The 25,436-nt window shown below is 70.7% G+C and carries 24 protein-coding genes; 17 read left to right on the top strand and 7 right to left on the bottom strand.

The features are described 5' to 3' along the window. Nucleotides 1–23 precede the first annotated feature (23 nt). Entirely contained in the window at nt 24–809 is a 786-nt protein-coding gene (locus AB0G28_RS05650; RefSeq protein WP_361083296.1) for a hypothetical protein, read from the top strand. Here AB0G28_RS05650 and AB0G28_RS05645 read toward each other — a convergent pair. Then, a complete protein-coding gene (locus AB0G28_RS05645) occupies nt 806–1,735 on the bottom strand; it encodes a hypothetical protein (RefSeq protein ID WP_361083294.1) in 930 nt (309 codons plus the stop codon). The genes AB0G28_RS05650 and AB0G28_RS05645 overlap by 4 nt on opposite strands. Before the next feature lie 70 nt (nt 1,736–1,805). On the opposite strand from AB0G28_RS05645, the gene AB0G28_RS05640 reads away from it, so the two are divergent. From AB0G28_RS05640 to AB0G28_RS05615, 6 genes are all read left to right on the top strand, one after another. Next, nucleotides 1,806–2,573, top strand: a complete 768-nt coding sequence (locus AB0G28_RS05640) for an SDR family oxidoreductase (protein WP_361083292.1) — start codon at nt 1,806–1,808, stop codon at nt 2,571–2,573. Between the two features lie 79 nt (nt 2,574–2,652). Then, nucleotides 2,653–3,387, top strand: a complete 735-nt coding sequence (locus tag AB0G28_RS05635) for an ABC transporter ATP-binding protein (protein ID WP_361083290.1) — start codon at nt 2,653–2,655, stop codon at nt 3,385–3,387. Continuing rightward, nucleotides 3,387–5,834, top strand: a complete 2,448-nt coding sequence (locus tag AB0G28_RS05630) for an ABC transporter permease (protein WP_361084114.1) — start codon at nt 3,387–3,389, stop codon at nt 5,832–5,834. The genes AB0G28_RS05635 and AB0G28_RS05630 overlap by 1 nt, the downstream gene beginning before the upstream one ends. 27 nt (nt 5,835–5,861) lie before the next feature. Next, the gene (gene pyrE / locus AB0G28_RS05625) at nt 5,862–6,425 is read left to right on the top strand and encodes an orotate phosphoribosyltransferase (protein WP_361083288.1); all 564 of its coding nucleotides are present in this window, start codon (nt 5,862–5,864) and stop codon (nt 6,423–6,425) included. 172 nt (nt 6,426–6,597) lie between these two features. Further along, nucleotides 6,598–6,990, top strand: a complete 393-nt coding sequence (locus tag AB0G28_RS05620) for a DUF2784 domain-containing protein (RefSeq protein WP_361083286.1) — start codon at nt 6,598–6,600, stop codon at nt 6,988–6,990. 14 nt (nt 6,991–7,004) lie between these two features. Further along, nucleotides 7,005–7,655, top strand: a complete 651-nt coding sequence (locus tag AB0G28_RS05615) for an RNA methyltransferase (protein ID WP_361083284.1) — start codon at nt 7,005–7,007, stop codon at nt 7,653–7,655. 3 nt (nt 7,656–7,658) lie between these two features. Here the strand turns inward: AB0G28_RS05615 and AB0G28_RS05610 are convergent, their stop codons facing one another. Continuing rightward, nucleotides 7,659–8,645, bottom strand: coding sequence for a cellulase family glycosylhydrolase (locus tag AB0G28_RS05610; protein ID WP_361083282.1), 987 nt, complete (start codon nt 8,643–8,645; stop codon nt 7,659–7,661). A 95-nt stretch (nt 8,646–8,740) separates the two neighbouring features. Next, nucleotides 8,741–10,885 carry a molybdopterin-dependent oxidoreductase gene (locus tag AB0G28_RS05605; protein WP_361083281.1) on the bottom strand — a complete coding sequence of 715 codons (2,145 nt, stop codon included), beginning with the start codon at nt 10,883–10,885 and terminating at the stop codon, nt 8,741–8,743. 51 nt (nt 10,886–10,936) lie between these two features. On the opposite strand from AB0G28_RS05605, the gene AB0G28_RS05600 reads away from it, so the two are divergent. Beyond that, on the top strand, nt 10,937–11,953 hold the full coding sequence (locus AB0G28_RS05600; protein ID WP_361083280.1) for a glycoside hydrolase family 76 protein: 1,017 nt from the start codon (nt 10,937–10,939) through the stop codon (nt 11,951–11,953). 75 nt (nt 11,954–12,028) lie between these two features. Here the strand turns inward: AB0G28_RS05600 and AB0G28_RS05595 are convergent, their stop codons facing one another. Together AB0G28_RS05595 and AB0G28_RS05590 are read right to left on the bottom strand one after the other, a co-directional pair. Next, the gene (locus AB0G28_RS05595; protein ID WP_361083278.1) at nt 12,029–12,274 is read right to left on the bottom strand and encodes a hypothetical protein; all 246 of its coding nucleotides are present in this window, start codon (nt 12,272–12,274) and stop codon (nt 12,029–12,031) included. Nucleotides 12,275–12,413: 139 nt separating this feature from the next. Beyond that, nucleotides 12,414–13,433: a hypothetical protein gene (locus AB0G28_RS05590; RefSeq protein ID WP_361083276.1), complete on the bottom strand. Its 1,020-nt coding sequence runs from the start codon at nt 13,431–13,433 to the stop codon at nt 12,414–12,416. A 177-nt stretch (nt 13,434–13,610) separates the two neighbouring features. Between AB0G28_RS05590 and AB0G28_RS05585 the strand changes: the two genes are divergently transcribed. Further along, nucleotides 13,611–15,824, top strand: coding sequence for a hypothetical protein (locus AB0G28_RS05585; protein ID WP_361083275.1), 2,214 nt, complete (start codon nt 13,611–13,613; stop codon nt 15,822–15,824). Nucleotides 15,825–15,846: 22 nt separating this feature from the next. On the opposite strand, the gene AB0G28_RS05580 is transcribed toward AB0G28_RS05585, so the two are convergent. After that, complete coding sequence (locus tag AB0G28_RS05580) at nt 15,847–16,713, bottom strand: substrate-binding domain-containing protein (protein ID WP_361083273.1); 867 nt, start codon at nt 16,711–16,713, stop codon at nt 15,847–15,849. 69 nt (nt 16,714–16,782) lie between these two features. Next, nucleotides 16,783–17,820: a LacI family DNA-binding transcriptional regulator gene (locus tag AB0G28_RS05575; protein ID WP_361083271.1), complete on the bottom strand. Its 1,038-nt coding sequence runs from the start codon at nt 17,818–17,820 to the stop codon at nt 16,783–16,785. A gap of 105 nt (nt 17,821–17,925) precedes the next feature. Between AB0G28_RS05575 and AB0G28_RS05570 the strand changes: the two genes are divergently transcribed. The 8 genes from AB0G28_RS05570 (at nt 17,926) to AB0G28_RS05535 (ending at nt 25,282) form a co-directional block, all read left to right on the top strand. Beyond that, entirely contained in the window at nt 17,926–18,942 is a 1,017-nt protein-coding gene (locus AB0G28_RS05570) for a substrate-binding domain-containing protein (protein ID WP_361083269.1), read from the top strand. Further along, nucleotides 18,939–19,928, top strand: coding sequence for an ABC transporter permease (locus AB0G28_RS05565; RefSeq protein WP_361083267.1), 990 nt, complete (start codon nt 18,939–18,941; stop codon nt 19,926–19,928). The genes AB0G28_RS05570 and AB0G28_RS05565 overlap by 4 nt, the downstream gene beginning before the upstream one ends. Beyond that, a complete protein-coding gene (locus AB0G28_RS05560) occupies nt 19,925–20,734 on the top strand; it encodes an ATP-binding cassette domain-containing protein (protein WP_361083265.1) in 810 nt (269 codons plus the stop codon). The genes AB0G28_RS05565 and AB0G28_RS05560 overlap by 4 nt, the downstream gene beginning before the upstream one ends. After that, nucleotides 20,731–21,564 carry a PfkB family carbohydrate kinase gene (locus AB0G28_RS05555; RefSeq protein ID WP_361083263.1) on the top strand — a complete coding sequence of 278 codons (834 nt, stop codon included), beginning with the start codon at nt 20,731–20,733 and terminating at the stop codon, nt 21,562–21,564. The genes AB0G28_RS05560 and AB0G28_RS05555 overlap by 4 nt, the downstream gene beginning before the upstream one ends. Next, complete coding sequence (locus AB0G28_RS05550; protein WP_361083261.1) at nt 21,561–22,196, top strand: nucleoside/nucleotide kinase family protein; 636 nt, start codon at nt 21,561–21,563, stop codon at nt 22,194–22,196. Before AB0G28_RS05555 ends, AB0G28_RS05550 begins: the two co-directional genes overlap by 4 nt. A 148-nt stretch (nt 22,197–22,344) precedes the next feature. Next, nucleotides 22,345–23,226 carry a hypothetical protein gene (locus AB0G28_RS05545; RefSeq protein ID WP_361083259.1) on the top strand — a complete coding sequence of 294 codons (882 nt, stop codon included), beginning with the start codon at nt 22,345–22,347 and terminating at the stop codon, nt 23,224–23,226. 235 nt (nt 23,227–23,461) lie between these two features. Continuing rightward, complete coding sequence (locus tag AB0G28_RS05540) at nt 23,462–24,208, top strand: SDR family oxidoreductase (protein ID WP_361083258.1); 747 nt, start codon at nt 23,462–23,464, stop codon at nt 24,206–24,208. A gap of 72 nt (nt 24,209–24,280) precedes the next feature. Further along, nucleotides 24,281–25,282, top strand: a complete 1,002-nt coding sequence (locus AB0G28_RS05535; protein ID WP_361083256.1) for a 2OG-Fe(II) oxygenase family protein — start codon at nt 24,281–24,283, stop codon at nt 25,280–25,282. The last annotated feature ends 154 nt before the right edge of the window (nt 25,283–25,436 follow it).

Here is a 25,436-nt window from a genome sequence, read left to right as displayed (position 1 = left end):
TAACAGGCGATACCCTGGCGGTCGTGGGTATTCCGGCGTGGATCTGGTTCGTCATCGCGGCCGTCGCCCTGGTGGCGGGGCTGGGGCTGCTCGCGGCCGACCGGGCGAAGGAGGGCTCGCGCAACCGCGAGCGAATGCGCTGGGCACAGTTGCGCGGCTGGCAGTTCGTCGAAGAGGACGAGCGGCTGCCGCAGCAGTGGACCGGCGGCGCGATCGGCTACTTCGGCGCGGACGCCGCCGTCAACGTCGTCGCGGGCTCGACCTTCACCTCCGACGGCCGCCGTCCGGTGTTCATCTTCGACATCGAGACCGAGGGCCAGATCCCCGCGGTCGTGGTCGCCGTGCGCTGCAACAAGAAGCACCGGATCCCGATCGAGATGTGGCTGTCCAGCGTGCCGTTCCAGCGCGCCGACATGCCCGAGATGCTGGGCCCGATCGGCGCCCGCTACGCCTTCGCGGACGACGCCGACGGCGCCCGCGTCGTGATCACCCAGGAGCTCGTCGACGCCGCGGACCAGCTCGGCGGCGACGTCGGCGTGGCCTGGCTGGAGAACGAGTGGGTGCTCGCCAGCGTCGTCCCGACCGCGGGGCCGTCGCGGCTCGAGCGGCTGCTCAGGGATCTGGGCGAGATCGCGGACATCGTCGACCCGTTCGACGAGGAGTACGACGCCGGTCGCCACCAGGCGAGCGCGCCGATCCCGGCCGAGACCCCCGTCCCCTCCGAAGCCGCCGCCCCGGGCACCCCGGCGGCCGGGACGCCGGTCCAGCAGCCGCCCGCGGACGCGCCGCCGAAGCCGAGCGAGAGCTAGAAGCGGAGCACCGGCCGGTCGAGCGCGCTGAGCGACCCCGACCGGTCGAGCGTGCCGCGGACCGTCGTCGTGGTGCCTTCGGCGTGGACCACGTGGTCCACGCCGAGGTCGCCGCGGATCGAACCGGCCGGGCCGGCCGGGCCGAGGGACTGGCTCGTCTCCGTCCAGCCCCAGGCCGGGCCGAGCTGACCACCCAGCTCGTGCTGCTGGTCCAGGTCGAGGACGCCGGTGAGCTGGCCGGTCGCGTGCTGCTCGGACGTCGTGCCGACCGCGCCCAGGCCGCCGAGGTCGACCGCCTGGCCGGACGACCGGCGAGCCGACAGCGCGCCCTGGAGGTCACCGGCGAAACTGCCGTGGAGGCCGGTGTCGAGCTGTTCCGCGTTCTGGCTCAGCACGTCGACGCCGTCGGCCGGCCAGACACCGTGGGTGCTGCCTTCGCCGACGCCGATCCGGCGCTCGGCGCCGCCGGCGAGGGGCGAGAGCGACAGGTCGTGCGAACCACCTTGGCCGAGCCGCTGGTTGTTCGCGGTGACCGCGCGGACGTCGCCGAGCCGCAAGGTGTGCCGGCCGGTGCGGGTGAGCGACTCGCTTTCCCGTGACCCGGCCGCCGTCTCCGTCTGCCGCTCCTCGCGGCGGGTGGTCGCGGACTCGGCGAAGTCGTTGGTGAGAACCGCGCCGGCGACGTCCTTCGCGAGGAAGTCGTGGCGGGTCGCGGTCAGGGTCTCGCGCACGACCGACGAACCGTCCTGACCCGACGTCGAGACGTCGCGTCCGAACGTGCTGTCCTCCCGGTGGTCGAGCGGCAGGGTCAGTTCGGCCGGGGTTGCGAGGGCGGTCGCGGGCGCCGCGAAAAGGAGCGCGACGGGTGCCGCGCCCGCGGCGACTTTGGGCAGGTAGCCGCTTTTGCGCCTAGTGTGCTTACCCATGCGCCGGACGATACTTCCCGGCGAATCACCGCGCACATCCGGCCCTGACCAGCGAGTATGGTTCACCCACATGACCACCACCGCCCTCATAACCGGAGCCACCGCGGGAATCGGCGCACAGTTCGCCCGCACGCTCGCCGCCGAGAAATACGACTTGGTGCTCGTCGCCCGCGACACCGCGCGACTGGAGGCGTATGCCGCTGAGCTGCGCGAAAAGCACGGTGTCGCCGTCGAGGTGCTGCCCGCCGATCTGTCCGAAGTGGACGGACGAGCGGCGGTCGAGGAGCGGCTCGCGGCCGGGCCGGTCGACCTGCTGGTGAACAATGCCGGGTTCGGGTTGAACGGCGATTTCTGGACGATTCCGCCGGACGCGTTGCAGCGCCAGCTCGACGTCAACGTCACCGCGGTTCTGCGGCTCACCCGGGCCGTGCTGCCCGGCATGATCGAGCGCGGCCACGGCGAAATCATCCAGGTCAGCAGCGTGGCGGGCTTCTTCAGCGGCCGCGGTTCGACGTATACGGCGAGCAAGAACTGGGTCACGTCGTTCACCGAAGGCATCGCCGCGTCGCTGCCGAAGGGTGTCCGGATGATGGCACTCTGCCCCGGTTTCACGGCGACCGAGTTCCACGAACGGGCCGGCATCGGCAAACCGGGCCCGAAAATCGCCTGGTTGGGTGTCGAACAGGTGGTCAACGAGGCGCTCGCGGACCTCCGCCGCGGCAAGGTGATCTCCGTGCCGAGCCTGCAGTACAAGGCCGTCGTCGCGATCGGCGGCCTGCTGCCGCGCGCGGTGCTGCGCCGGGTCAGCGGCGGCTTCGGCGGCAAGGGCCGCACCTGACGCGGTAGGGCTGTCCCCACCGGGAAGACGCGCGTGCGCACCAGGGTGCGGGAAGGGCTGCGCCCATAGCGTTTTCCCCATGACGAATGAGGCGGTTCGGCTCGAGGCCGTGCGCAAGGAGTACGGCGGAGTGGCCGCGCTGGACGGGGTTTCGATCTCGTTCCCGCGCGGCGGCTTCACCGCGGTGATGGGGCCGTCCGGCTCGGGCAAGAGCACGTTCCTGCACTGCGCGGCCGGTCTCGACCGGCCGACGTCGGGCCGGGTCGTGCTCGACGGCCAGGACCTCGACGGCAAGAACGAGACCTTCCTGACCAAGCTTCGGCGCGACCGCGTCGGGTTCGTGTTCCAGGCGTTCAACCTGCTGCCGGCGCTGACGGTCGAGCAGAACGTCGTGCTGCCGCTGCAGCTGGCCGGGAAGCGCCCGGACAAGCGGCTGGTGGCGCGGATCCTCGCGCACGTCGGTCTCGACGGGCGCCGCAAGCACCTGCCCGGGCAGCTGTCCGGCGGACAGCAGCAGCGCGTCGCGATCGCGCGGGCCCTGGTCACCAGCCCGGCCGTGCTGTTCGCCGACGAGCCGACCGGCGCGCTCGACACCCGCACCGCCGCCGAGGTCCTCGGCCTGCTGCGCGAGTCCGTCCGGTCGTCGGGCCAGACGGTGATCATGGTGACGCACGACCCGGTCGCCGCGTCCTACGCCGACGACGTCGTGTTCCTGGCCGACGGCCGCATCGCCGGGCGGCTGGCCCGGCCGACCGCGGAAGCCGTCGCCGAACGGATGACCCACCTGGGCGCGTGGGGCCGGGTGGCGGCGTGATGTTCAAGCTCGCACTTCGCACGCTCCGCCTGCGCAAAGGCGGCTTCCTGGCGACGTTCGTCGCCGTTTTCTTCGGCGCGCTGATCGTCTCGGCGTGCGGTGGCCTGATGGAGACCGGCATCCGGTCCGAGACGCCGGTGCAGCGGCTGGCCGCGGCGCCGATCGTCGTCGGCGGACAGCAGACGCTCAAGCTGCCGGAGGACGACCCGGCCACCCTCGATCCCGGGGACAAGCACAAGTTCGAGAACGCGACCCTGCCCGAGCGCGTCCGGCTCGACGCGGCGCTGGCCGACCGCCTGCGCGCGGTTCCCGGCGTCACGCGCGTCGTCGGCGAGGTCAGCTTCCCGGCGCAAGCCGGCTCCGCGAGCGCGCTCGGGCACGCCTGGGATTCCGCGGTGCTGACGCCGTACACGCTCAGCGGCCGGGCTCCGCAGCCGGGCGAGGTCGTCGTCGACGCCGGGCTGGGGATCGCCGTCGGCACCACGTTGCCCGTCGCGGCGCACGGCGGCATCGGCCAGTACCGCGTCTCGGGGATCGCCGAGGCACCGCAGGCCATGCGGGATCCCGCGCTCTTCTTCGCGCCTTCGGACGCTTCGCGGCTGTCCGGCCACCCGGGACGCTTCGACACCATCGGCGTCTTCGGCGGCGACGTCGCCGCGGTGTCGGCGGCCGTCGGGGACGCCGGGGTCGTGACGACCGGCGTCGACCGCGGTGGCCTGGAGTTCCCCGAGGTCGGCAAGAGCGGCGAGGACCTGATCGTGCTGGCCGCCGTTTCGGGCGGGCTGTCGGCGATGGTGCTGCTGTTCGTCGTCGCGGGCACGCTCACGCTGTCGACCCAGCAGCGCCAGCGCGAACTCGCGCTGCTGCGCGCGATCGGCACGAGCCCGCGCCAGCTGCGGCGCATGGTGCTGGGCGAGGCACTCGTCGTCGGGCTGCTCGCCGTCGGTGCCGCGGTCGCACTGGGCCCGGTGCTCGGGAACTGGCTGTTCGACCAGCTCGCGGCCCACCACGTCGTGCCCGACGTGCTGCGGTTCGAGCAGGGCTGGCTGCCGGCGACGGTCGCCGCGGGCACGTCCCTGCTGGCGGTCGTGGCGGCTTCCTTCGTGGCGGGACGTCGTGTTTCGCGGGTCCGCCCGACCGAGGCGCTCGCCGAGGCCGCCGTCGAGCGGCGCTGGCTGACGCCGATCCGGGTGATCACCGCGATCCTGTGCTTCGCGGGCGGGACGGCGCTGGCCATCGTCACGGTCGCCGTGATGACCGGCCCGGTCGCGGCCAGCACGGCCGGCCCGGCGGTGATGTTGTGGGCGTTCGGCCTGGCGGCGATCAGCCCGGGCGTCACGAAGGTGACGGCATCGCTGCTGCGGTGGCCGGTCCAGGCGATCACCGGCGTCAACGGCCGGGTGGCGCTGCGCAACACCCGCGTCGGCGCCGTGCGGGCGGCCGGCGCGGTCACCCCGATCATGCTCGCCGTCGGCATCGCGACGGCCAACATCTACCTGCAGACCACCCAGGAAGCCGTCTCGAACCAGGCGTACACCGAGGACCTGCGGGCGGACGCGGTCGTGGCCGGGCCGTCCGGGCTCGATCCCTCGGTGCGGGAGCGGGTTGCCGCCGTCCCCGGTGTCGCGGGTGCCTCGGAATACGTCGCGAGCACGGTGTTCGTCGAGAAGCCGTTCGACTCGAACCAGGACAAGGACGGCTGGCCGGCGCTCGGCGTCAGCGAGCTGACGGGGAACGCCGTCGAGGTGCCCGCGAAGCTCGGCCGCAACGTCGGCGACACGCTGTCGCTGCGGCTCGGCGACGGCACACCGGTGGAGGTGCGGGTGGCCGCCGTCGTGAGCCAGCGTCCCGGGTTCGAACGGCTCGTGCTGCCCGCCGGGCTGCTGGCCCCGCACACGACGCTCGGGCTCGCACCGCAGCTGCTGGTCCGCGCCGCTCCCGGCGTCGACACGGCTTCGCTGACTTCGCGTCTTCGCTCAGTGACGGCAGGGTTGCCGGTGTCCGTCGGCGATCGTGAGGTGTTGATCGCGGCGCACGCGAAGGGTGACGAGATCGGCGCTTGGGTCAACTACCTGCTGGTCGGGATGATCATCGCGTACACGGTGATCTCGGTGGTGAACACGCTGGTGATGGCGACGGCCAGGCGGCGCCGCGAGTTCGGGCTGCAGCGGCTGAGCGGCTTCACCCGCGGCCAGGTGCTGCGCATGGCCGGCGTCGAAGGCGGCCTGATCGCGGCGATCGCGGTGCTGCTCGGAACGCTGGTGGCGGCGGGCGCGATCGTGCCGTTCTGCCTGGTCGTGAGCGGATCGCCGCTCCCGTCGGGCCCGGTGACGATCTACCTGGCGGTGCTCGCGATCGCCGTGGTCCTGTCGCTGGTGGCGATCCTGGTCCCGGCCTGGGCGGCGACGCGCGGGCGTGCGGTCGACGCCACATCCATCGGTGAGTGAGCGGGCGCGTGTGTAAGACTCACCGCCGTGGCGAACCCCGGGTTGGATCAAGCGGCGAAACTCGAACTGGCCAGGCTGGTCACCGATCTTTCCGTGGTGCACGGAAAAGTGACCCTGGCATCCGGCAAGGAAGCCGACTACTACATCGACCTCCGGCGGGCGACGCTGCACCACGCGGCCGCCCCGCTGATCGGCAAGCTGCTGCGCCAGCTGACGGCGGACTGGGACTACGTCGCGGCAGGCGGCCTGACCCTCGGAGCGGACCCGGTGGCGCTGGCGATGCTGCACTCGGCGGCTTCCGACGGCGTGGTGCTGGACGCGTTCGTGGTCCGCAAGGCGGTCAAGGAACACGGCATGCAGCGGCGCATCGAGGGCATGGAGGTCCGCGGCCAGCGCGTCCTGGCGGTCGAGGACACGTCCACGACCGGCGGCAGCGTCCTGACGGCGGTGGAGGCCCTGCGCGAGGCGGGCGCGAACGTGGTGGGTGTAGCCACGGTGGTCGACCGCGACACCGGGGCGCGGGAGGCCATCGAGAAGGAAGGCCTGGAGTACCGGTACGTCCTCGGCAAGGACGACCTCGGCCTGGACTGACGCGTCGCCGGGGCGTTGCGGCCGCTCCACCCGGTGTGACCCCTCCGTCACCGCCCAGGTGAACAGGTTGCTCCGCTGGGTTAAAAATCACACGGCGGGGCACTCTTGAGGGCGGCCGTCTCCGATCAGCGGAGTAAAGTCGCTGGTAGGGGGATCGGTGGAGGGGGTGCGGATGGCGAAGTTCCTGGCCGACGTGACCGTCGCGGTGCACATTCTGGCCCTGCTGCTCATCGGCTTGGGTGGTTTCCTCGCCTGGCGCTGGCCGAAGCTGATCTTCGTCCACGTCTTCGCCGCGGCCTGGGGCGTCCTCGTCAACGTGACGCCCGTGCCGTGCCCGCTCACCGCGCTGGAGAACTACTTCCGGCACCAGCAGGGCCTCGGTGACCTGCCCGGCGGCTTCAACTCCTACTACCTCTACGGCACCGTGTTCCCGCACTCGTGGCTGCCGGCGATCGGCATCATCGCGATCGTGCTCGTCGCCTACTCCTACGTCGGCGTTTACCACCGCTGGCGCCACCGTCACGACGCCCAGGAAACCCACGCGCGCCCGGTCCACCTCAGCTAGGCGACAATCGACGGGTGAGCACAGTCCCCGGCCCCACCGAGTGGGTGAGCCGCGAAGAGGTCGGCGTCGGTCCCTGGCCGGGGGACTGGCCGGACGACGACCGCTACGACCCGGAGCTGCTGCGGGAAGGCGACCGGCGCAACGTCGTCGACGCCTACCGCTACTGGCGCCGCGAGGCCATCGTGTCCGATGTGGACAGCCGGCGGCACCCGTTCCACGTCGCGATCGAGAACTTCCAGCACGACCACAACATCGGCACCGTGGTCCGCACGGCCAACGCGTTCGCCGCCGCCGAGGTGCACATCGTCGGCCGCCGTCGCTGGAACCGGCGGGGCGCCATGGTGACCGACCGCTACCAGCACCTGCGTCACCACGACGACGTCGGAAGCCTGACCCGGTACGCCGCGGACCACGGCCTCGCCGTCGTCGCGGTGGACAACACGCCCGGGTCCCGGCCGGTCGAGACGGCCGAGATCCCGCGCGAATGCGTCCTGCTCTTCGGCCAGGAAGGGCCGGGGCTCTCCGGGGAAGCGCAGGCGGCGGCGTCCCTCGTCGTGTCGATCGCCCAGTTCGGCACGACCCGCTCGATCAACGCGGGGGTCGCGGCCGGGATCGTCATGCACGCCTGGATCCGGCAGCACGCCGACCTCGGCCGCGCCTGGTAGCCCCTACAGACCCCAGCCCCAGCGCAGCTGGACCACGCCCGACGCGTTGTTCGTCTCCAGGCCGCTCCCGCTCTGCCGCGTGATCGAGTACGTGTCCCCGGACCGCAGGCCGGGCCAGTAGACGACGCCCATCTGCCGGGACCTCGCCAGGTCGGTGGTGGCCGCGAAGTAGGCCGTGAAGTTGTTGCCGTCCTGGTGCCCGGCGGAGTAGTCCAGCCCGGTCGTCATCGGGGCGCCGGCCTCGTCGATGATCGTGCGGGAGGAGTACGACCCGAGCCGGTTGCTGAGGTTGGTCGTCCACGCCGAGCGCGTCGTGTCCGAGGCCCAGTAGCCGTAGAAGTGCAGCGAAAGCAGCGTGCCGTCCAACGCGCTGGCCGCGCCGACGCCCGTCACGTTGTCGTTGTAGCCGGTGCCGCTGATCAGCACCCGGCCGCGCGGGATGTTCGAGTGCCGGGACAGCCACGACGAGCAGAGCGAAACCCAGTCGTTCAGGCTGTAGCCGAACGGCTCGTTCATCGGTTCGAAGTAGACGCTGCCGTTGCCGCCGTAGTCGCTGGTGACCTTGTCCCACATGGTGTTCCACGCGGCCGTGTCGTCGACGAAGCCGTCCTTGTTCGCTTCCCAGTAGCCGAAGATGACCTTCATGCCGTGGGCCAGCGCCGAGTCGGCGGCGCCCTTGTACCGCCCCCACCAGTCCGAGTTGACGCTCTGGGGGTTGATCGGCAGCCGCACGGTGTTCGCGCCCAGCTTCTGCTGGAAGCCGGTGATGATGCCGTCCGCCTTGGTGCGGACCGTGTCGTAGCTGTCGCCGGCCGTGAGACCGGTCGGGATCACCCACCCGTCCACGTAGTTGTCGCGCGCGTCCGCCCAGTTGACGCCGCGGAACGCGTTGGTCGCCGCGGACGCGCTCTGCGGGACGGCGAGCAGGGGGACGGCGAGTGCGGCGGCCATCGCGGCGCGCAGCCAGATGCGGGTACCAAAGCGCTTCATACGAACTCCGATGTCCGAGGGGCGCGCGGGGAAGATCGATGTTTACGTCAACATCCGAGCCGAGAATGCGGCAGCACCCACACCGGTGTCAAGCGTCAGGCGGGGGCGACCTCGACCGGAATCCCGTTCAAGACCGACGTTCCGGACGGAACGTCCAGCAGGGTCTCGTCGGCGACGAGGTTCGAGTTGACGCCGGGGTTCGCGCGCGCCACCCGCGTCCGCGAGCCGTCCACGTCGTGGCCCCAGCCGTGCGGGATGCTCACGACGCCGGGGCGGACCTCGTCGGTCACCTCCACCGGGACCTGCAGTTTTCCGGCGCGGGACGTCACCGACGCGAGCCCGCCGTCGGTGAGGCCCAGGCGCGTCGCGTCGGCGGGGTGGACCTGCACGGTGCACCGGTTGCCGCCGCGGATCAGCGGTGCGAGGTTGTGCATCCACGAGTTGTTCGAGCTCAGGTGCCGCCGCCCGATCAGCACGAGACCGGGTTCCGCGTTTTTCGCAAGTTCTTCCCGCAACCGCGGAACGTCGGTGACCACCGGTTCGGGCGCCAGCTCGATCCGCCCGGACGCCGTGCACAGCACCTCCGGGATCCGCGGCCGCAGCGGCCCGAAGTCCATCCCGTGCGGCGCGGCCTCGAGGTCGGCCAGCGTGACGTCGTAGGGGCCGGCGCGCAGCAGCAGGTCGACCAGGCGCGCGGGCCCGGTGCGGTCCCCGGCGACGGCGACGTCGAGCCCGTTGCGGCGCGCGGTCTCCGCGGCGACGAAGCCGTCGAGCGCCGCGACGTCGGCTTCCGGGCCCTGGCCGGCGACGATGCCGGCGAGCCGGAGCATGGTCTCCCACTCCTGCGGCAGCTTCGAGGGGAGCGTCGCGGGCGTCCAGTTCGCGACGTTGCGGACCGAAAGCTGGTAGAACGCCAGGTCGAAGTGCGGGCGCTCGAGCGGCGACGGGCCGGGCAGGATGACGTCGGCGTGGCGCGACGTCTCGTTGAGGTAGACGTCGAGCGAGATCATGAAGTCGAGGTCTTCCAGCGCCGCGGCCAGCCGTCCGGCGTTCGGCGTGCTCAGGCACGGGTTTCCGCTGACCGTGATCAGCGCGCGGACCTGGCCCTCGCCGGGGGTTTCGATCTCGTCGGCGAGCGTCGCGACCGGCAGCTCGCCGACGACCTCGGGGAGACCGCGCACGCGGCTGCGCCAGCGCCCGACGGCGAACGGCCGCCGGTTCCCGGTGGGCTGGCAGGCGGCCAGCGGGAACATCGCGCCGCCCGGCGCGTCGAGGTGGCCGGTCAGCACGTTGAGGACGTCGACCAGCCAGCTAGCGATGGTGCCGAACGCCTGGGTCGTCGTGCCGATCCGGCCGTAGACCACGGCGTTTTCCGCGTCGGCCAGTTCGAGGGCCATCCGGCGGATCTCGGCGGCGTCGATGCCGGTGCGCGGCGCGACGGCCTCCGGCGTGAACGGCTCGGCCAGCGCGCGGACGTCGTCGAGGCCGTTGAGGTGTTCCGCGAGCCGCCCCGGGTCGGCGCGGTTCTCCGTGAACAGGACGTTGACCAGCGCGAACAACAGAAGCGCGTCCGTGCCGGGCCGGATGGCGTGGTGCTCGTCGGCGAACTGCGCGGTGCGCGTGCGGCGCGGGTCGACGACGACGATCTTGCCGCCGCGGTCGCGGATCCCGCGCAGCCGCCCGCGGATGTCCGGCGCGGTCATCAGGCTGCCGTTCGAGACGAGCGGGTTGGCGCCGAGGATCAGCAGGTGCTTCGTCCGGTCGAGGTCGGGCACCGGGATGGCGAGCGGGTCGCCGAACATGGTGCCGGCGGAGTAGTGCTTCGGCATTTGGTCGACGGACGTCGCGCTGTAGAAGTTCTTGGTGCCCAGGGCTTTGTAGAGCACGCGGCCGTAGAGTGTCAGCGCGATGTTGTGCACGCCGGGGTTGCCCGCGTAGACGGCGACGGCGTCGCGGCCGTGCTCGTCGACGATCGGCGGAAGCCGCCGGGCGATCTCGTCGTACGCCTCCTGCCAGCTGACCTCGACGAACTCGCCGTCGCGCTTGAGCAGCGGCGCGGTCAGCCGGTCGGGGTCGTGGTGCAGTGCGCCGAGCGACGCGCCCTTGGGGCAGATGTAGCCCTTCGAGAAGACGTCCTTGTCGTCACCTTGGACGCGCGTGACCTGGTGGTTCGCGTCGAGCGTCACTTCCAGTCCGCAGGTGGCTTCGCACAGCGGGCAGGTGACGTGGGCGGTCGTCATGACCACCGAACATACCGAGCGGTATGTGGATGGGCAAGGCACGATTGCGTCATGGACGTCTCGGCCGCGGAACACGCGGTGACTTCGCGGCACCTGCGCCGGGTGTGGGCCCTGCCCGGCACGGTCCTGGGCCGCAGCCGCTGGCCGGCGGCGGTCGATCAACGGCTGCACTGGCACTGGAACTACTGGTGGCAGGCGCACCTGCTGGACACGCTGGTCGACGCCCAGCTACGCGCGCCTTCGGGTTCGCGCCTGGCCTTGATCCGCGCGTTCGTCCGATCGGTACGGCTGCGCAACTTCGGCCGCTGGACCAACGACTACTACGACGACATCGCATGGCTCGGCCTTGCGCTGCAACGGGTTTCGTCCCTGGGAATCGACGTGGGCCCGGCTCTGGCGTCGATTTACGCGCAACTGCTGTCAGGCTGGACGCCGGCGGCGGGCGGCGGGATCTGGTGGCGTCGCGGCGACGACTTCAAGAACGCCCCGGCCAACGGCCCGGCGGCGATCTTCCACGCCCGGTCCGGCAATCTCTCGCGCGCTCGTGAGATGACTTCGTGGATGACGTCCACTTTGGTCGATCCGTCGTCCGGCTTGGTCTGGGACGGGATCCGGGCGTCGACGGGCGAGCTGGTGAAGCACATTTACACGTACTGCCAAGGGGTTTACCTGGGTGCGTGCCTGGAGTTGTCCGAAGTGGACAATGCGGTCCGGACCGTGCGGGCGGTCGCGGAGCATTGCGCACCCGGCGGGGTGATCCGCGGCCAGAGCGGCGGAGACGGCGGGCTCTTCGCGGCGATCCTGGCCCGGTACCTGGCGTCAGCGGCTCGTGCGCTGCCCGGCCCGGAGGCTGAGGTGGCGCGGTCGCTGGTACTCCAGTCGGCGTCGGCGTGCTGGTCCGGCGCCGCCGAGACTCCCGAGGGGCCGTTGTTCAGCGCCTACTGGGACCGCCCGGCACCGTGGCCGTTGCCGGGAGACGCGCCGGAACGGGACATGTCGGTCCAGGTGGGCGGCTGGATGCTCCTCGAAGCCGCGGCGACGCTGTCCCCGGACGTCGGTGAGGCTTGACCGGACGCGGCGAAACCACAACAGGCGCACGCCCTTCGGGGGCGGCGCCTGTGTGGAGGATCGGGGTCGGTGCGGCTAGCTCTTCGAGTCGCCGACAGGCGGGGCATCTTCTTCGGTCTCGTCCTCCTGCTTCACGTCTTCGCTCTCGTTCGTCCGGCCCGGGGCGTTGTTGATCGCGCGGATCACCGTGGCGATCCCGGCCAGCACCGGTGGCACGCCGGCCAGCAGCCACGGGCTCGCGCTGGCGAACGCCAGGATGGCGAGCACGAGCGCCAGCGCCACCGCCGCCGTGATCAGCGCATTGTTTCGGTTTTCTCTCATGCTTGATTTCTACCGCGGCAGGCGCGTGGTGAAAAATTTCGTTCCTCAACCGCCGGGAGAATCGTCAATCGTGAACATGCGCGATATTCGTCGATCGTGACAGGTGCCGCATTTCCGGAAACCTGGATCACGCTGTCGATCATGAACTGCTGGTGATGCTCCGCAGTGTCCGGTAGAGGTTGTGCAGGTCTTTCCGCGAGTCCTTGCGCCCTTTGCGGTGATCTGGTCTGGCGAAGTAGCCGAACTTCTCGGAGAGCTCCTTCACCAGGTCGCGCACGGCGCGGGCGCTGCACTCGACGAACGACGTCTCGGCCTTGGCCCGGTCCTGCTTGGGCAGGGTCTGCAGCATCGCCGGCCGGTCGTTCAGCTTGCCCTCCAGCACGAGGACCAGGTGGTTCATGTCCGGCTGCTCCGGAAGCGGCCGGTACATCGCCTTGTACCGCTTCGGATCTTCGTAGAGCTGACGCCGCTGGTCGATGAACTCCTTGATCTCGTGGGCCTGGTCCGGCGTGGTGATGCCCCAGAGCGACAGCTGCGTCCACAGGATGTCGAGCGACCGCCCGAGCTGGTCCTTCTTCGGCGCGCCACCGGGTTCGTAGACGTCGAAGAGGTCGACGGCGTCGAGGCCTGGCACGTCTTCGACCTCGTGGGCGGCGCAGGCCAGCTCGAACACCGTCCGCATGTCGGGCTCGCCCGCCGCGCTCCTCGGGTGGACCACCTGCAGGACGCCCGCGGCGTACCACCGGTCGGTGCGCGGGTGCAGCAGCTGGCGCCCGCCCGGCCGGTACCGCCGGTACGCCCGGGCCAGCTCGGCGAGTTTCGGCCCGGTGCCCCGGAACCGGCGGAAGATCTCCGCGTCCGGCACCACGAGCACCAGGGCCGGGAACATCCCGAGGTCCTCGTAGGCCACCTCGTCGAGCGGGCACAGCTGCGGCCGCACACCGTGCGCCCGGCAGCGCCGGGCGATGGCCCGGCCCAGCTCCTCGCATTTCGTGCCGTGCCCGTAGACGACCAGCCACGGCACGGCCAGGTCGCCTGCCGGGGTCAGCCAGCCTGCGTCGGCGCGCTTTCCGACAATGGCGTCCGCCTGCTCGGCGCCGCCATTCTCGGTGCTGCTGCGCTGGACCCTCTCAGCGCCGACGCCGTCAATTTCGGTCATGCGGGCCATGATACGTAGCCGAGCAACTACGGATCCGCAGTCGATCATTAATGCGCTGTCGCATACCTGATTCATGCTCGGGGGCCATGTTCACGATTGACGAATAGCGGCGGTCGTTCATGAAAAGGTGTTGGCATCGGTTTGCGGGAGCCGGTGCCGCGGGGCAACCATTGTGCCGTGGCCGATCAGATTATGACTCGCTTCGGTGCTCTCGACCGGGAGCTGGCGGAAGCGGTGCTGCACACGATGATCCTGGTCGCACGCGACGGCGTCCACGCACTGGACGACGTGCACCGCCGGCTGGGGTGGTCGATCGCCGTGGACGGTCCGGCCTGGGCGGAACCGCCCGGGGAGCGGTGGCGGTCGTTGCTGGGGGAGCTTTTCCGGATCCAGGTCGACCACGACGACCCGCCCGCCGCCGTCGCCTGCCGCCCGCCGGGCGGGTGCCGCGACGACCGCACCGTGGCGGTGGTCGGCCGGCTGGTCGGCGCGGCCGGCGCGTTCCTCACCGCGGAATCACTGGTCTTCGAGGAGCGGGTCGAGCTGCTGGTGCCCGGGCCCGGGGAGCTCGATCCGGCGAAACTGCGGTGCCTGCTCGACCGGGCCTCCGCCGTCGCGGACGAGGTGCTGGACCACGCCGACCAGGGTGGCTGGATCGTGCTCGTCGAGCGGTACCGGGTGCCCGAGCAGCCGCAGCCGGCGAGCTCCGCGGCCGCCGACGGCCGAAACGCCCTGCCTGTCCTGGTCCTCGCCGACCAAGCGCTGCCGCACGACGTCGCGCTCACCGTGCACCGGCAGATCGTCGCCGTCGCGCGGCGGGACGGCGACCGGGAGATCGACGTCCGCCTCCAGTCGGACCAGCACCTGCACGCCGTGCTCGAAGTCGCCCGGCACCGGACCTGCGGCGAGCCGGACCCGCGGATCCGGTTCCGCCGGGTGCCCGGCGGACCGCCACTCCCCGGCGTGCCCCACCCGGTGGCCAGTCAGCTGAGACAGCTGGCGCGGGGAGACTGCCCGCCGCGCCCCGGGTACGTCATCCTCGTCTCCGGGGCGACGGGGACGCTGCTCGCCGCCACCCAGGCGAACTGGCGGCTGGCCCTGCTCGACCTGGACCTCCAGGGGCTGCTTCCGGACCTCGACGGCTGGTCCGTCACCTGCGTGAACACCGGCTCCGGCCCGGCGGCCGAGCGGAACGTCGGCTATCTGCGGGAACTGTGCCTGGCGGGTGGCGCCCGGTCGTTCGACGTCGTGGGCGTCCAGGCGCGGCTGCCCCAGCCCAGCCGGACCCGCGCTCGCGCGGTGGTCCCGCCGGAGGAACGCCGTGGGCCGCGGCCGGTGGTGACCGGGCTGCTGCCCCCGCCGCCGCCCCGCCGGTTCGACGCGTCCGGTCGCGAGGAGCGGCTGCGCGCCCGGATCCGGCAGGTGCGCTGGCAGTCGGCTCAGGTGATGGAAGGACACGTCGTCGGCCCGCACGGGCAGAACCTGACCGTGCGCGAGGCGCAGGCCCGCGCCGATCTGCTCGGCGGCCTGATCGAAGTCGAGCAGGGCCAGGGCAGCCTGCGCCACCGGCGGATTCCGCGCTTCGCCCGGATCCTGGCCGTGCTCACGGTGGTCCTGTTCGACTTGCCGATCATGCTCTGGCTGACGACGTCCGGATTCACCACCGCATTGGCCGCGCCGACTTGGTTGTCCGCGGTGGCCGGCGGGCTGCTGGCGCTGCTCGCCACCGGCGGTGGTGCCGTCGGGCTGCACCAGCTGGGCCGGAACCAGCGGCAGTACAAGGACTCCGGCCGCCGGCTCGGCTGGGGGCTCCTGCCCGCTTCGACGAAGCGAGTGCTGATCGGGGTCACCGCGCTGGCGGTCACGATGGGCGCGGTCGCGGCTGCTCGCGTGTACACGGCCGCGGGGCCGGCGCCCGTCGGCTGGCTCGTCGCCGGTGCCGTGGGCGGTGTGCTGATCGGGTCGGCGGGCTGGCTGTTCTGGGGCGCGTTCCGGGACGGCTCGCTCGAGCAGGACGAACTCCGGCACTACCGCGAATCCGTGCGGCCGCTCTTGCTGCAGAAGCAGCGTCACGACCGCGAAGAGCTCGAACTGCGCCGGGAATACCAGCACCTGGCCGGCTCCGGCGAGCGGGGCGAAGACGCGGATCCCACACTCGACGACCTTCGCCGCCGGGCCGGCGACCCGACCGACGCGCAGCTGACGGACCGCAGTCTCGGTGAGCACGGGACCAGCCTGGCGCTGCTGGCTTACGCGGAGCGGTGGAACGTCACGGAGAACTGCCGTGAGCTGCTGACCATGGTCCGGGAGCAGTCCGGGCACCGCCGTGGTCTGCCGAGCGACGAGGGAACGGCGGCCGGCGACCAGATCACAGCCGGCACCGAACAGTGAGGTTCAGCCGTGCCGAACTCCGTCAGCAGCCGCAGGAGGCGCCGTGCAAGAAGCGCGGCGTCAGGAACACCGACTCCGGGGGCCGGTCCGGGTCGGCCATGCGGGACATCAGCAGCTGCACCGCGCGGCGGCCCATGTCCGCCACCGGCTGGGCCAGCGTCGTCACCGCCGGGCTCACGCGGCGGGCCCAGTCCATGTCGCCGTAGCCGACCACCGCCAGCTCCGAACCGATCTTGATGCCTCGGCGGTGTGCCTCGTACTGGACGCCCACCAGCATCGACTCGTCCGCGACCACCAGCGCCGTCGGGGAGGGCCAGCCGTCCAGGAGCTTGGCCGTCGCCCGGGCCGCGCCGCCCGGGGTCGACAACCCCGACTCCACCAGTTCGCGGTTGAAGCGCAGGCCCGCCTGCTCCAGCCCCAGCCGGTAGCCGCGGACGCGCTCGCGGCTGACCTCCAGGCCCTCTTCGCCCGAAATCAACCCGATCTTCCGGTGACGGCGGTCGGTCAGGTGGCGGACCAGCGACGCCACCGCGTGCACGTTCTCCGTGCCGACCTGGTCGACGTCGTTGCGCGCGGCCAGCCTGTCCACCAGCACTGTCGGCACGCCCATCCGCACCAGTCCGTTGATCACCGCTTCGTCGCCGGCCGCCGGGACCAGCAGCACTCCGTCCACCAGGTCCGCGCGCAACGCGCGCACCACCGCGGCCTCTTCGCCGGCGGTGTCCTCCGTTTCGGCCAGCACGACGTCGCACCCGGACTCCGCCGCGGCGCCCCGGATCGCGCGCAGCAGCTCGCCGGAGTAGGGGTTCGCTTGCCCACCCATCGCGACGCCGATCCGGTAGGTGACCGGGGGGTCCCACAACCGGAGGTCCGGCGAAAGTGCGGTCATAAGCCCTCGCAGACGCTCAGCGGAACGGTATCCGCTGGAGGCCCGCGGAGGGGTATCAGGAACCCAGATTCACTGAAGTGAGTGAACCGGCGGGCAGCCGCACGACTCGCGGTGACGCAGAGTGGGTGCGAGCCGGACGGTTTCGGCCTTGCGCCCCGGGTCGTTGATCCGGGCCAGCAGCAGCCGCACCGCCTGGCGCCCGATCTCCTCGATCGGCTGCGCCATCGTCGTCAGCGGCGGGTCGACGAGATCCGCCCACTCGACGTCGTCGTAGACCACGACCGGCAGGTCGCGCCCGATCCGCAGCCCGCGCCGCCGCGCCTCGTGCAGCACCCCGACCATCATGCTGTCGTTCCCGACGACCAGCGCCGACGGCGGCTCCGGCAGCGCCAGCAGCGTGCTCAGCGCCAGCGCGCCGCCCTCGCGTGAGGAGTTTCCGCAGGCCACGAGCTCGGACGACCAGGTGAGCCCGGACCGGCCCAGCCCCAGCCGGTAGCCCAGCACGCGCTCTTCGCTCGTCGACAGCCCGGGTGTGCCGCTGATCATCCCGATCCGCCGGTGCCCGAGCGTCGCCAGGTGCGCGGTCAGCGCCGAGGTCGCCTGGATGTTCTCCGACCCCACCTGGTCGACGTCGGTGCGGGTGGACAGCCGGTCGATGAGGACCGTCGGCACGTCCAGCGACACCAGCTCGCCGATCACCGGCCCGTCGCCGGGTGCCGGGGTGATGAGCAGGCCGTCGACGCGGCGGGAGCGCAGCGCTCGCACGGTGTCACGCTCGGTGTCCGCCGTGTCGTGCGTGTCGGCGAGCAGCACGGTGTACCCGTGCGCCGACGCCTCCCGCTCGATCGCCTGCATCAGCACCGCGAAGTACGGGTTCGCCACCAGCGAGATCGCCATCCCGATCGACCGCGTCCCGCCCGTGACGAGCGACCGCGCGATGGCGTCGCCGGTGTAGCCGGTCGCCTCGATCGCCCGCAGCACGGCGGCTTTCGTGTCCTCCGCGACCGCGCGGGTCCCGTTCACGACGTGCGAGACGGTCGTGATCGACACGCCGGCGAGCTCGGCGATGTCCCGCTGGGTCGGCCGCGAAGATCTCGATTGGGGCATACCCATCCTTTCCGGCAAGCGTTTGCGCAAACGCTTGCGTCACGGAGGCAGTCTGTCTACCTTCCCGACCATCGGCAAGCCCCCGATCACAAAGGGTGGGAATCCATGAGACAGCGAAGTCTCACCGCAGTCGTGCTGGCCGCCGTCCTCGCCGCGACGACCGGGTGCACGGTCGAGCGTCACTGGGGTGGCAACACCAACACGGGCGGGAGCGGCAAGGCGAAGGTCGGCCTGGTCACCAAGACCGACACCAACCCCTACTTCGTGGAACTCCGCAACGCGGCCAGAGCGGCCGCGCAGGCCAACGGCGCCGACTTCAGCGCGCTCGCCGGCCAGTTCGACGGCGACAACGACGGCCAGGTCCGCGCCATCGAAAACCTCCGCCAGCAGGGCGCCAACACCATCCTGATCACGCCCAGCTCGTCCACCGGCGTGCTCAAGGCGATCAAGGACGCCCGCGACGCCGGGGTCCTGGTCATCGCCCTCGACACCGCCACCGAACCGGCCGACGCCGTCGACGCCACCTTCGCCACCGACAACTTCGCGGCCGGCGAGCAGCAGGGCGCCTACGTCAAGGCCGCGCTCAACGGCACCCCGCCCAAGCTGCTCATGGTCGACGGGACCGCGGGCAGCACGGTCGACACCCAGCGGCACACCGGGTTCCTCAAGGGCATCGGGCTGACCGACGGCTCGCCGGAGATCAAGGGCCACACCGCGGCCAACGGCGACCAGAGCCTCGCCCAGCAGGGCATGGAGAACCTGCTCCAGCGCAGCACCGACATCAACGCCGTCTACTCGATGAACGAGCCGATGGGCCGCGGCGCGTACGCGGCGCTCAAGGCCCGCGGGTTGACCGGGCAGATCGTCATGGGCTCGATCGACGGCGGCTGCGAAGGCGTCCAGAACGTCAAGGACGGCCAGTTCGCCGCCACCGTCATGCAGTTCCCGAAGAAGATGGCCGAGCAGGGTGTGCTCGCCGCCGTCGAATACGCCAAGACCGGCAAGAAGCCGTCCGGGTTCGTGAACACCGGGTCCGCCGTGATCACCGACAAGCCCCTGCCCGGCATCGAGAGCCACGACTCGGCCTGGGGCCTGCAGAACTGCTGGGGAGGAAACAAATGACCACGGCAGTCGCCACCAAGGAACGTGAGTCCCTCGGCGAGTTCTTCCTCCGCGCCCCCGCGGTCGGCCCGGCGCTCGCGCTGGTCGTCGCGATCGTGGTGTTCTCGCTGGCCACGGACACGTTCTTCGACCTCGACAACCTGTCCACAGTGGTCCAGCAGTCGCTGGTCGTCGGGACGCTCGCGCTGGGCCAGACGCTCGTCATCCTGATCGCGGGCATCGACCTGTCCAACGCGGCCTCGATGGTCGTCGCGACGCTGATCATGGCCAAGCTCGCCGCGGCCGGGACCAACGGCTTCGTCGCGCTGCTCGCCGGCGTCGTGCTGACGATCATCGTCGGCATCTTCATCGGCGGGCTGGCCACGCGGATCAAGCTGCCGGCGTTCATCATCACGCTCGGCACGTTCACCATGCTGACCGCGGTGTCGAAGCTGATCGCCGGCGGCCAGGCCGTCCCGGTGACCGACGGGCTGCTGCAGTGGCTCGGCACCAAGCGCTACCTCTTCGGCGGCATCCCGATCACCTACGGCATGACGCTGGCGCTGCTGATGTACCTCGGCGTCTGGTACGCGCTGACGAAAACCGCGTGGGGCAAGCACGTCTACGCGGTCGGCAACGCGCCGGAGTCCGCTCGGCTGTCCGGCATCAAGGTCAACCGCACGGTGCTGTCGGTCTACATCGTGGCCGGGCTGACCTTCGGCATCGCCGCGTGGCAGGCGCTCGGCCGCACGCCGAACGCCGACCCGAACCAGTTCCAGCTCGGCAACCTCGACTCGATCACCGCCGTCGTCCTCGGCGGGACGAGCCTCTTCGGCGGCCGCGGCTCGGTGCTCGGCACGCTGATGGGCGCGCTGGTCGTGGCGGTGCTGCGGTCGGGGCTGACGCAGATGAACGTCGACGGCAACTACCAGGACCTCGCCACCGGCGCCCTGCTCATCGCCGCCGTCGTGGTGGACCGGATCGCGCGGAGGCAGCAGCAGTCATGAGTGAACCGATCCTCCAGGCCCGCGGCCTGGTCAAGCGCTACGGCCGGGTGACCGCCATCGACGGCGCCGACTTCGACCTGCTGCCCGGCGAGGTGCTCGCCGTGGTCGGCGACAACGGCGCCGGGAAGTCCTCGCTCATCAAAGCCCTTTCCGGCGCGGTGATCCCGGACGACGGCGAGATCAAAGTGGACGGTAAGACCGTCCACTTCAAGTCCCCTTTGGACGCTCGCCACTACGGGATCGAGACGGTGTACCAGGACCTCGCCGTCGCGCCCGCGCTCGACATCGCGTCGAACATGTTCCTGGGCCGGGAAAAGCGGCTCAAGGGGCCGCTCGGGCTGTTCCGGAAGCTCGACACCGGCACCATGCGGTCCGAGGCGCAGCGGATCCTCGACGAGCTGGGCATCAACATCAAGTCGATCAGCCAGCCCGTCGAGACGCTCTCCGGCGGCCAGCGTCAGGGTGTCGCGGTGGCCCGCGCGGCCGCGTTCGGCACCAAGGCCGTGATCATGGACGAGCCCACCGCCGCGCTCGGCGTCGCCGAGTCCGGCAAGGTGCTCGACCTGATCGGCCGGATCCGCGACCGCGGCCTGCCGGTGGTGCTGATCAGCCACAACATGCCGCACGTCTTCGACATCGCCGACCGCATCCACGTGCACCGCCTCGGCAAGCGCGTCGCGGTCGTCTCGCCGAAGACGCACACGATGAACCAGGTCGTCGGCCTGCTCACCGGTGCCCTGCGGCTCAACGAGAACGGCGAAGTGGAAGAAGCAGCCGCCGCGACGCACGTGGCCGGCTTGAAGTGAGAGTGCTGCTGGCGGGCTTGTGCACGGTGGACGTCGTCCAGCGGGTCGAGGAGCTTCCGGCGCCGGGCGAGAAGGTGCAGTCGCTGCGGGTGGACGTCGCCGCGGGTGGGCCCGCGACGAACGCCGCGGTGACGGCGGCCGCGCTCGGCGCCGAAGCGACCCTGCTGACCGTCCTCGGTGCACACCCGCTGGCGGCGCTCGCCCGCGCCGACCTCGAAGCGCACGGGGTCCGGCTGATCGACCTGGCGCCGTCGCTTGCCGATCCGCCGCCGGTCAGCGCCGTCGCCGTCCGCGAACGCGACGGCGAGCGCACGGTCGTCTCCCGCAACGCCGGAGGGCGGCACTTTCCCGTGAAAGTGCCCCTTCCGGAGGCTGACGTGGTGCTCGTGGACGGGCACTACCCGGAACTCGCGCTGGCGGTCGCGCGGGGCACGCGAGCGCCGGTCGTGCTGGACGCGGGCAGCTGGAAGCCCGTGCTGGACGAGCTGCTGCCCCTGGTGGACGTCGCCGCCTGCTCCGCGCACTTCACGGCGCCGGGACCCGGCCTGCACGAGCGCGGCGTCCCCACCGTCATCACTACCGCGGGGCCTGGCCCGGTGCGCTGGTCCACTGCGGACGGCGGCTCGGGTGAGGTGCCTGTCGCGAGCGTGGAAGCGCGGGACACACTAGGGGCGGGCGACGTCTGGCACGGCGCGCTCGCCGTGGCCGTGACGCGCGAACGGACGGTGACGGACCGGATCCGCTTCGCCAACGAGGTGGCCGCCGAACGGGTGCGGCATGTGGGACCGCGGTCGTGGACGACCGCGATCGCAGGAAGGAACAGGACATGACGGCGTTCGACGACCTGCTGGCCCGGGCCGAGGGCCTGACCGTGCGCGGGCAGCGCAACGTGCTGGGCATCGTGGGCGCGCCCGCGTCCGGCAAGACCACGCTCGCGTGGGCGCTGGCCGGCGCACTCGGTTCGCGCGCCGCGGTGGTCGGCATGGACGGCTTCCACCTCGCCCAGGTCGAACTGCGCCGGCTCGGCCGCACCGAGCGCAAGGGCGCCCCGGACACCTTCGACGCGGCGGGCTACTACCACCTGATCCGACGCCTCGCCGAAGGCCGCGAAACGGTGTACGCGCCGGAGTTCCGCCGCGAGATCGAGGAACCGATCGCCGGAGCCGTGGCGGTGCCACCGGAGGTCCAGCTCGTGATCACCGAAGGCAACTACCTGCTGCTTCCGGACGACCCGTGGAGCGGGATCCGGCCGCTGCTCACCGAGGCCTGGTTCCTCGCCCCGGACGAACCCGAGCGGATCGAACGGCTCGTTTCGCGCCACCGCCGGTACGGCCGTTCGCTCGTCGAGGCGCGCCAGCGTGCGCTCGGCTCGGACCAGCGCAACGCGGACCTGATCTCGCAGACGCGGGACCGCGCGGACCTGGTGCTGGAGAACCTGCCGCTGGCGAACTTCGCGATTTGACCCAGCTCGGTGATCGTCTTACCGGATAACTTCGAGGTCTCGAAAGGTTCACTGTCAGAGGCGCTCCATTTACGGAAAGTCAACCGCTGCTTACCCTCGGATCAACATCAGGTGAACGTCGAAGCTGTTCGAGGGAAGGCTCCGGCTGATGCTGAAAGGTCTGATCGAGTGGTTTGACAAGCAACTGTTGGCCAAAGGAACAGCGGCAACAGTCAGGTCGGTCTTCGCCATCATGGGGTTTTCGGTGGCGATGGCCGCCATCCCCGGCATTCCGGCGGTCAAGGCGGGAGTACTCGCGCTCGTCGTCGTGCTCGCCTTGATCTTCAGCTTGGTCCTTCTGCGTGATCGGCTCGCCCTCAAGCAGGAGGTGCAGACTTATCAGCACCTTCTCTCCAGGTACTGCAAGTTCATCGCCGAACACCCGAAGGTCGCTTACCGTGTGGCCGGTTGGGAAGAGCTGGCCGTCGTCGCGGAGAACGGCGACACCGACGGCGAGGTGGCCATCGAGCTGGTGACCGTGAAAAAAGCGATCTACTTCTTGCAGTTCAAGTTCAAGGCCGGCTGGCAACAGCCGGCCAAATACTGGAAGAAGACGAAGATCGATGTCCATCTCCTGCAGGACAACGGTGCCCGCGTACCGGACTCGGAGGTCACCACCACGTGGGAGCTCGATGGCAGGCTTGATGTCATCTACCATCTGCACCGGCCGGTACCGTCGGGTACGAAGCTGAAGTTGCGGATATCGTGGCACTGGCCGGGAAAATCTCTGCCGCTCATGATGCGCAAGACCGACTCGTTCTTCTTCACCTTCACCAAGGCGGCGCCGGTCGACTACGCGTCTTACGTGGTCGTGTTGCCGAGGGGCCTGGACGCACACTTCTCGCCCATCGGATTCGAGATGTCGGACCCCCAGTTCTCGTTGTCCACGCGCGTGGACAAGGGATGCCACGAGTTCGTGTTCGAAGGTGTGGACATCCCGTTGAACAGGCGTGTCGGAATGATGCTGCAAGTCAAGGAGAGCAGGCACTGATCGGCGACCAGTGCCCCGCCGCGACAGGGTCGAGAACCCTAGTTGCCGCTTTCTCCGCCGAACTTCGCCATGGTGGGATTCTCCGACTTCAAGGGGCGATGTGCCCGTCTTTTGACAAGATCGGGTGAGGCTACACCGAGTCTTGATCATGGTGATCCAGGGGCTCGCTTCGGTGGCGTGGATGACCCGATCGGGTGCCGATGACCTCACGTGAAGGCCTGGTTGACTGGCGTTCATGACCGGAACGCTCATCGTCACGGGCGGCAGCCGCGGGATCGGCGCGGCGATCTGCGAGCTGGCCGCCCGCCGCGGCTACGACGTCGTCGTCAACTTCTCCGGAGATCCCGCGCCCGCCGAAGCCGTCGCCGAGCGGGTTCGGGCGCAAGGCCGTCAGGCGCTCGCCGTCCGCGCCGACGTCTCCCGCGAGGACGACGTCCACGCCCTGTTCGACGCGGCGGCGGAACTCGGCCGGGTGACCAGCCTGGTCAACAACGCCGCGGTCACCGGGAACACGCCCGGCCGGCTCGACGAGTACGACGTCGATGTCGTGCGGCGGACCCTCGACGTCAACGTCACCGGGGTCTTCCTGTGCTGCCGGGAGGCGGTTCGCCGGATGTCGACGCGGTACGGCGGGACGGGCGGCGCCATCGTCAACATCTCGTCGACGGCCGCGCGCACCGGGTCGGCCGGGGAATGGGTGCACTACGCCGCGTCGAAGGCCGCCGTCGACACGATGACCTTCGGGCTCGCGCAGGAAGTCGCGGGCGAGGGAATTCGTGTCAACGCTGTCGCGCCCGGGATGGTGCACACTGGACTGCACGAGGCCGCCGGGCTGCCGGACCGGCTCGAGAAGTTCGCGCGGCTGATTCCGATGGGGCGTGCCGGGCAACCGGCCGAGATCGCCGAAGCCGTGCTGTGGCTGCTTTCGCCGGCCGCGTCCTTCACCGCCGGGGCGGTGCTCGACGTGGGCGGCGGCCGCTGATCGTTCTGAACCGGCGTTTCCGGTGCTTCGTGTGGTGAGGGCTTCCGAAACCGCGCGAAAGGTGAACAGGAAATGCGTACTTTCGAGCTCCCCGCTTCGGTGAGCGGGACGACCGTCGATCGGATACTGGGCCGTCAGCTGGTCCGCACCTGGGAGACCGACGGGATCTTCCAGGTCGCCGCCACCGCGGAGCAGGACCGGATCACTCGGGAAGCGCTTACCGAAAGCCGCCGGTTCTTCGCCAGGTCCTTGCCGGAGAAGGCGAAGTTCGTCAGCGACCTGACCTACAGCGGCTACATCGCTTCCGGCGAAGAAGTGACCGCGGGCGAAGCCGACTTCTCCGAGATCTTCACGGTGTGCCCGGACGTGCCGCTCACCGACGCCCGCGTCACCGAAGGCTGGCCGTGCCACGGGCCGGTTCCGTGGCCGGACGACGACTACCGGACGGCGATGCGCGCCTACCTGCAGGAGGTCGGCGAAACCGGCGAGAAGCTCCTGCGGCTCGTCGCGCTCGGGCTGGGCGTGGAGATCGACCGGCTGACCCGGCTCACCCGGGACGGCTGGCACCACATGCGCGTGCTGCGGTTCCCCGCCCGGTCCGCGACCACCGAACGCGGCATCGGCGCCCACACCGACTACGGCCTGCTCGTGATCGCCGCGCAGGACGACGTCGGCGGGCTCTTCATCCGGCCGCCGGTGCCCGGGGAACCCCGCCGGCGCAACTGGCTGCCCGAGGAGAGCACGGCCGGGATGTACCAGGACGACGAGCCGTGGCACTTCGTCGAGCCCGAGCCGCGGGTGTTCACCGTCTTCCCCGGCGACATCATGCAGTTCCTGACCGGCGGCAGGCTGCTGTCGACCCCGCACAAGGTCCGGCTGGCGACGCGGGAGCGCTACACGCTCGCGTACTTCCACGAGCCGTCGTTCGGCACCACCGTCCGCCCGCTGGACGGCGGGGACGACCGCATCCACTACGGCACGCACTTCACGAACATGTTCACCCGCTGCTATCCCGACCGGGTGACGACCAAGCGCATCCACGAGGAAGGCCGGATGCGCCTGCTCACCCGGTGATCGTCACCGGCGGTCACCATCCGTGAGACGGGGGTGACCGCCGGTGGATTCCGTCCGTCTGCTGGGACGGCCGGAGACGGCGAGATCACGATCGGACGGGAACTTGGTCACCTCGGTTTCGGTGGCCGGGGGCTGTGCAACTCTGGGAAGCCGC

The sequence above is a fragment of the Amycolatopsis sp. NPDC021455 genome (genome assembly GCF_040640995.1).
In the GTDB taxonomy this organism is placed as follows: Bacteria; Actinomycetota; Actinomycetes; order Mycobacteriales; family Pseudonocardiaceae; genus Amycolatopsis.
The sequence above is the reverse complement of the archived record's forward strand: the minus strand, read 5'-3'. Positions and strand labels throughout refer to the sequence as shown.

Bases quoted from the DNA above. Each gene is read 5' to 3' on its own strand.
- AB0G28_RS05605 (WP_361083281.1), bottom strand. From the start codon at position 10,885: ATGACGACCGCCCACGTCACCTGCCCGCTGTGCGAAGCCACCTGCGGA.
- AB0G28_RS05580 (WP_361083273.1), bottom strand. From the start codon at position 16,713: ATGACCGCACTTTCGCCGGACCTCCGGTTGTGGGACCCCCCGGTCACC.
- AB0G28_RS05575 (WP_361083271.1), bottom strand. From the start codon at position 17,820: ATGCCCCAATCGAGATCTTCGCGGCCGACCCAGCGGGACATCGCCGAG.
- AB0G28_RS05640 (WP_361083292.1), top strand. From the start codon at position 1,806: ATGACCACCACCGCCCTCATAACCGGAGCCACCGCGGGAATCGGCGCA.
- AB0G28_RS05595 (WP_361083278.1), bottom strand. From the start codon at position 12,274: ATGAGAGAAAACCGAAACAATGCGCTGATCACGGCGGCGGTGGCGCTG.
- AB0G28_RS05550 (WP_361083261.1), top strand. From the start codon at position 21,561: ATGACGGCGTTCGACGACCTGCTGGCCCGGGCCGAGGGCCTGACCGTG.
- AB0G28_RS05590 (WP_361083276.1), bottom strand. From the start codon at position 13,433: ATGACCGAAATTGACGGCGTCGGCGCTGAGAGGGTCCAGCGCAGCAGC.
- AB0G28_RS05560 (WP_361083265.1), top strand. From the start codon at position 19,925: ATGAGTGAACCGATCCTCCAGGCCCGCGGCCTGGTCAAGCGCTACGGC.
- AB0G28_RS05630 (WP_361084114.1), top strand. From the start codon at position 3,387: ATGTTCAAGCTCGCACTTCGCACGCTCCGCCTGCGCAAAGGCGGCTTC.
- AB0G28_RS05620 (WP_361083286.1), top strand. From the start codon at position 6,598: ATGGCGAAGTTCCTGGCCGACGTGACCGTCGCGGTGCACATTCTGGCC.
- AB0G28_RS05570 (WP_361083269.1), top strand. From the start codon at position 17,926: ATGAGACAGCGAAGTCTCACCGCAGTCGTGCTGGCCGCCGTCCTCGCC.
- AB0G28_RS05535 (WP_361083256.1), top strand. From the start codon at position 24,281: ATGCGTACTTTCGAGCTCCCCGCTTCGGTGAGCGGGACGACCGTCGAT.
- AB0G28_RS05545 (WP_361083259.1), top strand. From the start codon at position 22,345: ATGCTGAAAGGTCTGATCGAGTGGTTTGACAAGCAACTGTTGGCCAAA.
- AB0G28_RS05635 (WP_361083290.1), top strand. From the start codon at position 2,653: ATGACGAATGAGGCGGTTCGGCTCGAGGCCGTGCGCAAGGAGTACGGC.
- AB0G28_RS05565 (WP_361083267.1), top strand. From the start codon at position 18,939: ATGACCACGGCAGTCGCCACCAAGGAACGTGAGTCCCTCGGCGAGTTC.
- AB0G28_RS05610 (WP_361083282.1), bottom strand. From the start codon at position 8,645: ATGAAGCGCTTTGGTACCCGCATCTGGCTGCGCGCCGCGATGGCCGCC.
- AB0G28_RS05645 (WP_361083294.1), bottom strand. From the start codon at position 1,735: ATGGGTAAGCACACTAGGCGCAAAAGCGGCTACCTGCCCAAAGTCGCC.
- AB0G28_RS05540 (WP_361083258.1), top strand. From the start codon at position 23,462: ATGACCGGAACGCTCATCGTCACGGGCGGCAGCCGCGGGATCGGCGCG.
- AB0G28_RS05600 (WP_361083280.1), top strand. From the start codon at position 10,937: ATGGACGTCTCGGCCGCGGAACACGCGGTGACTTCGCGGCACCTGCGC.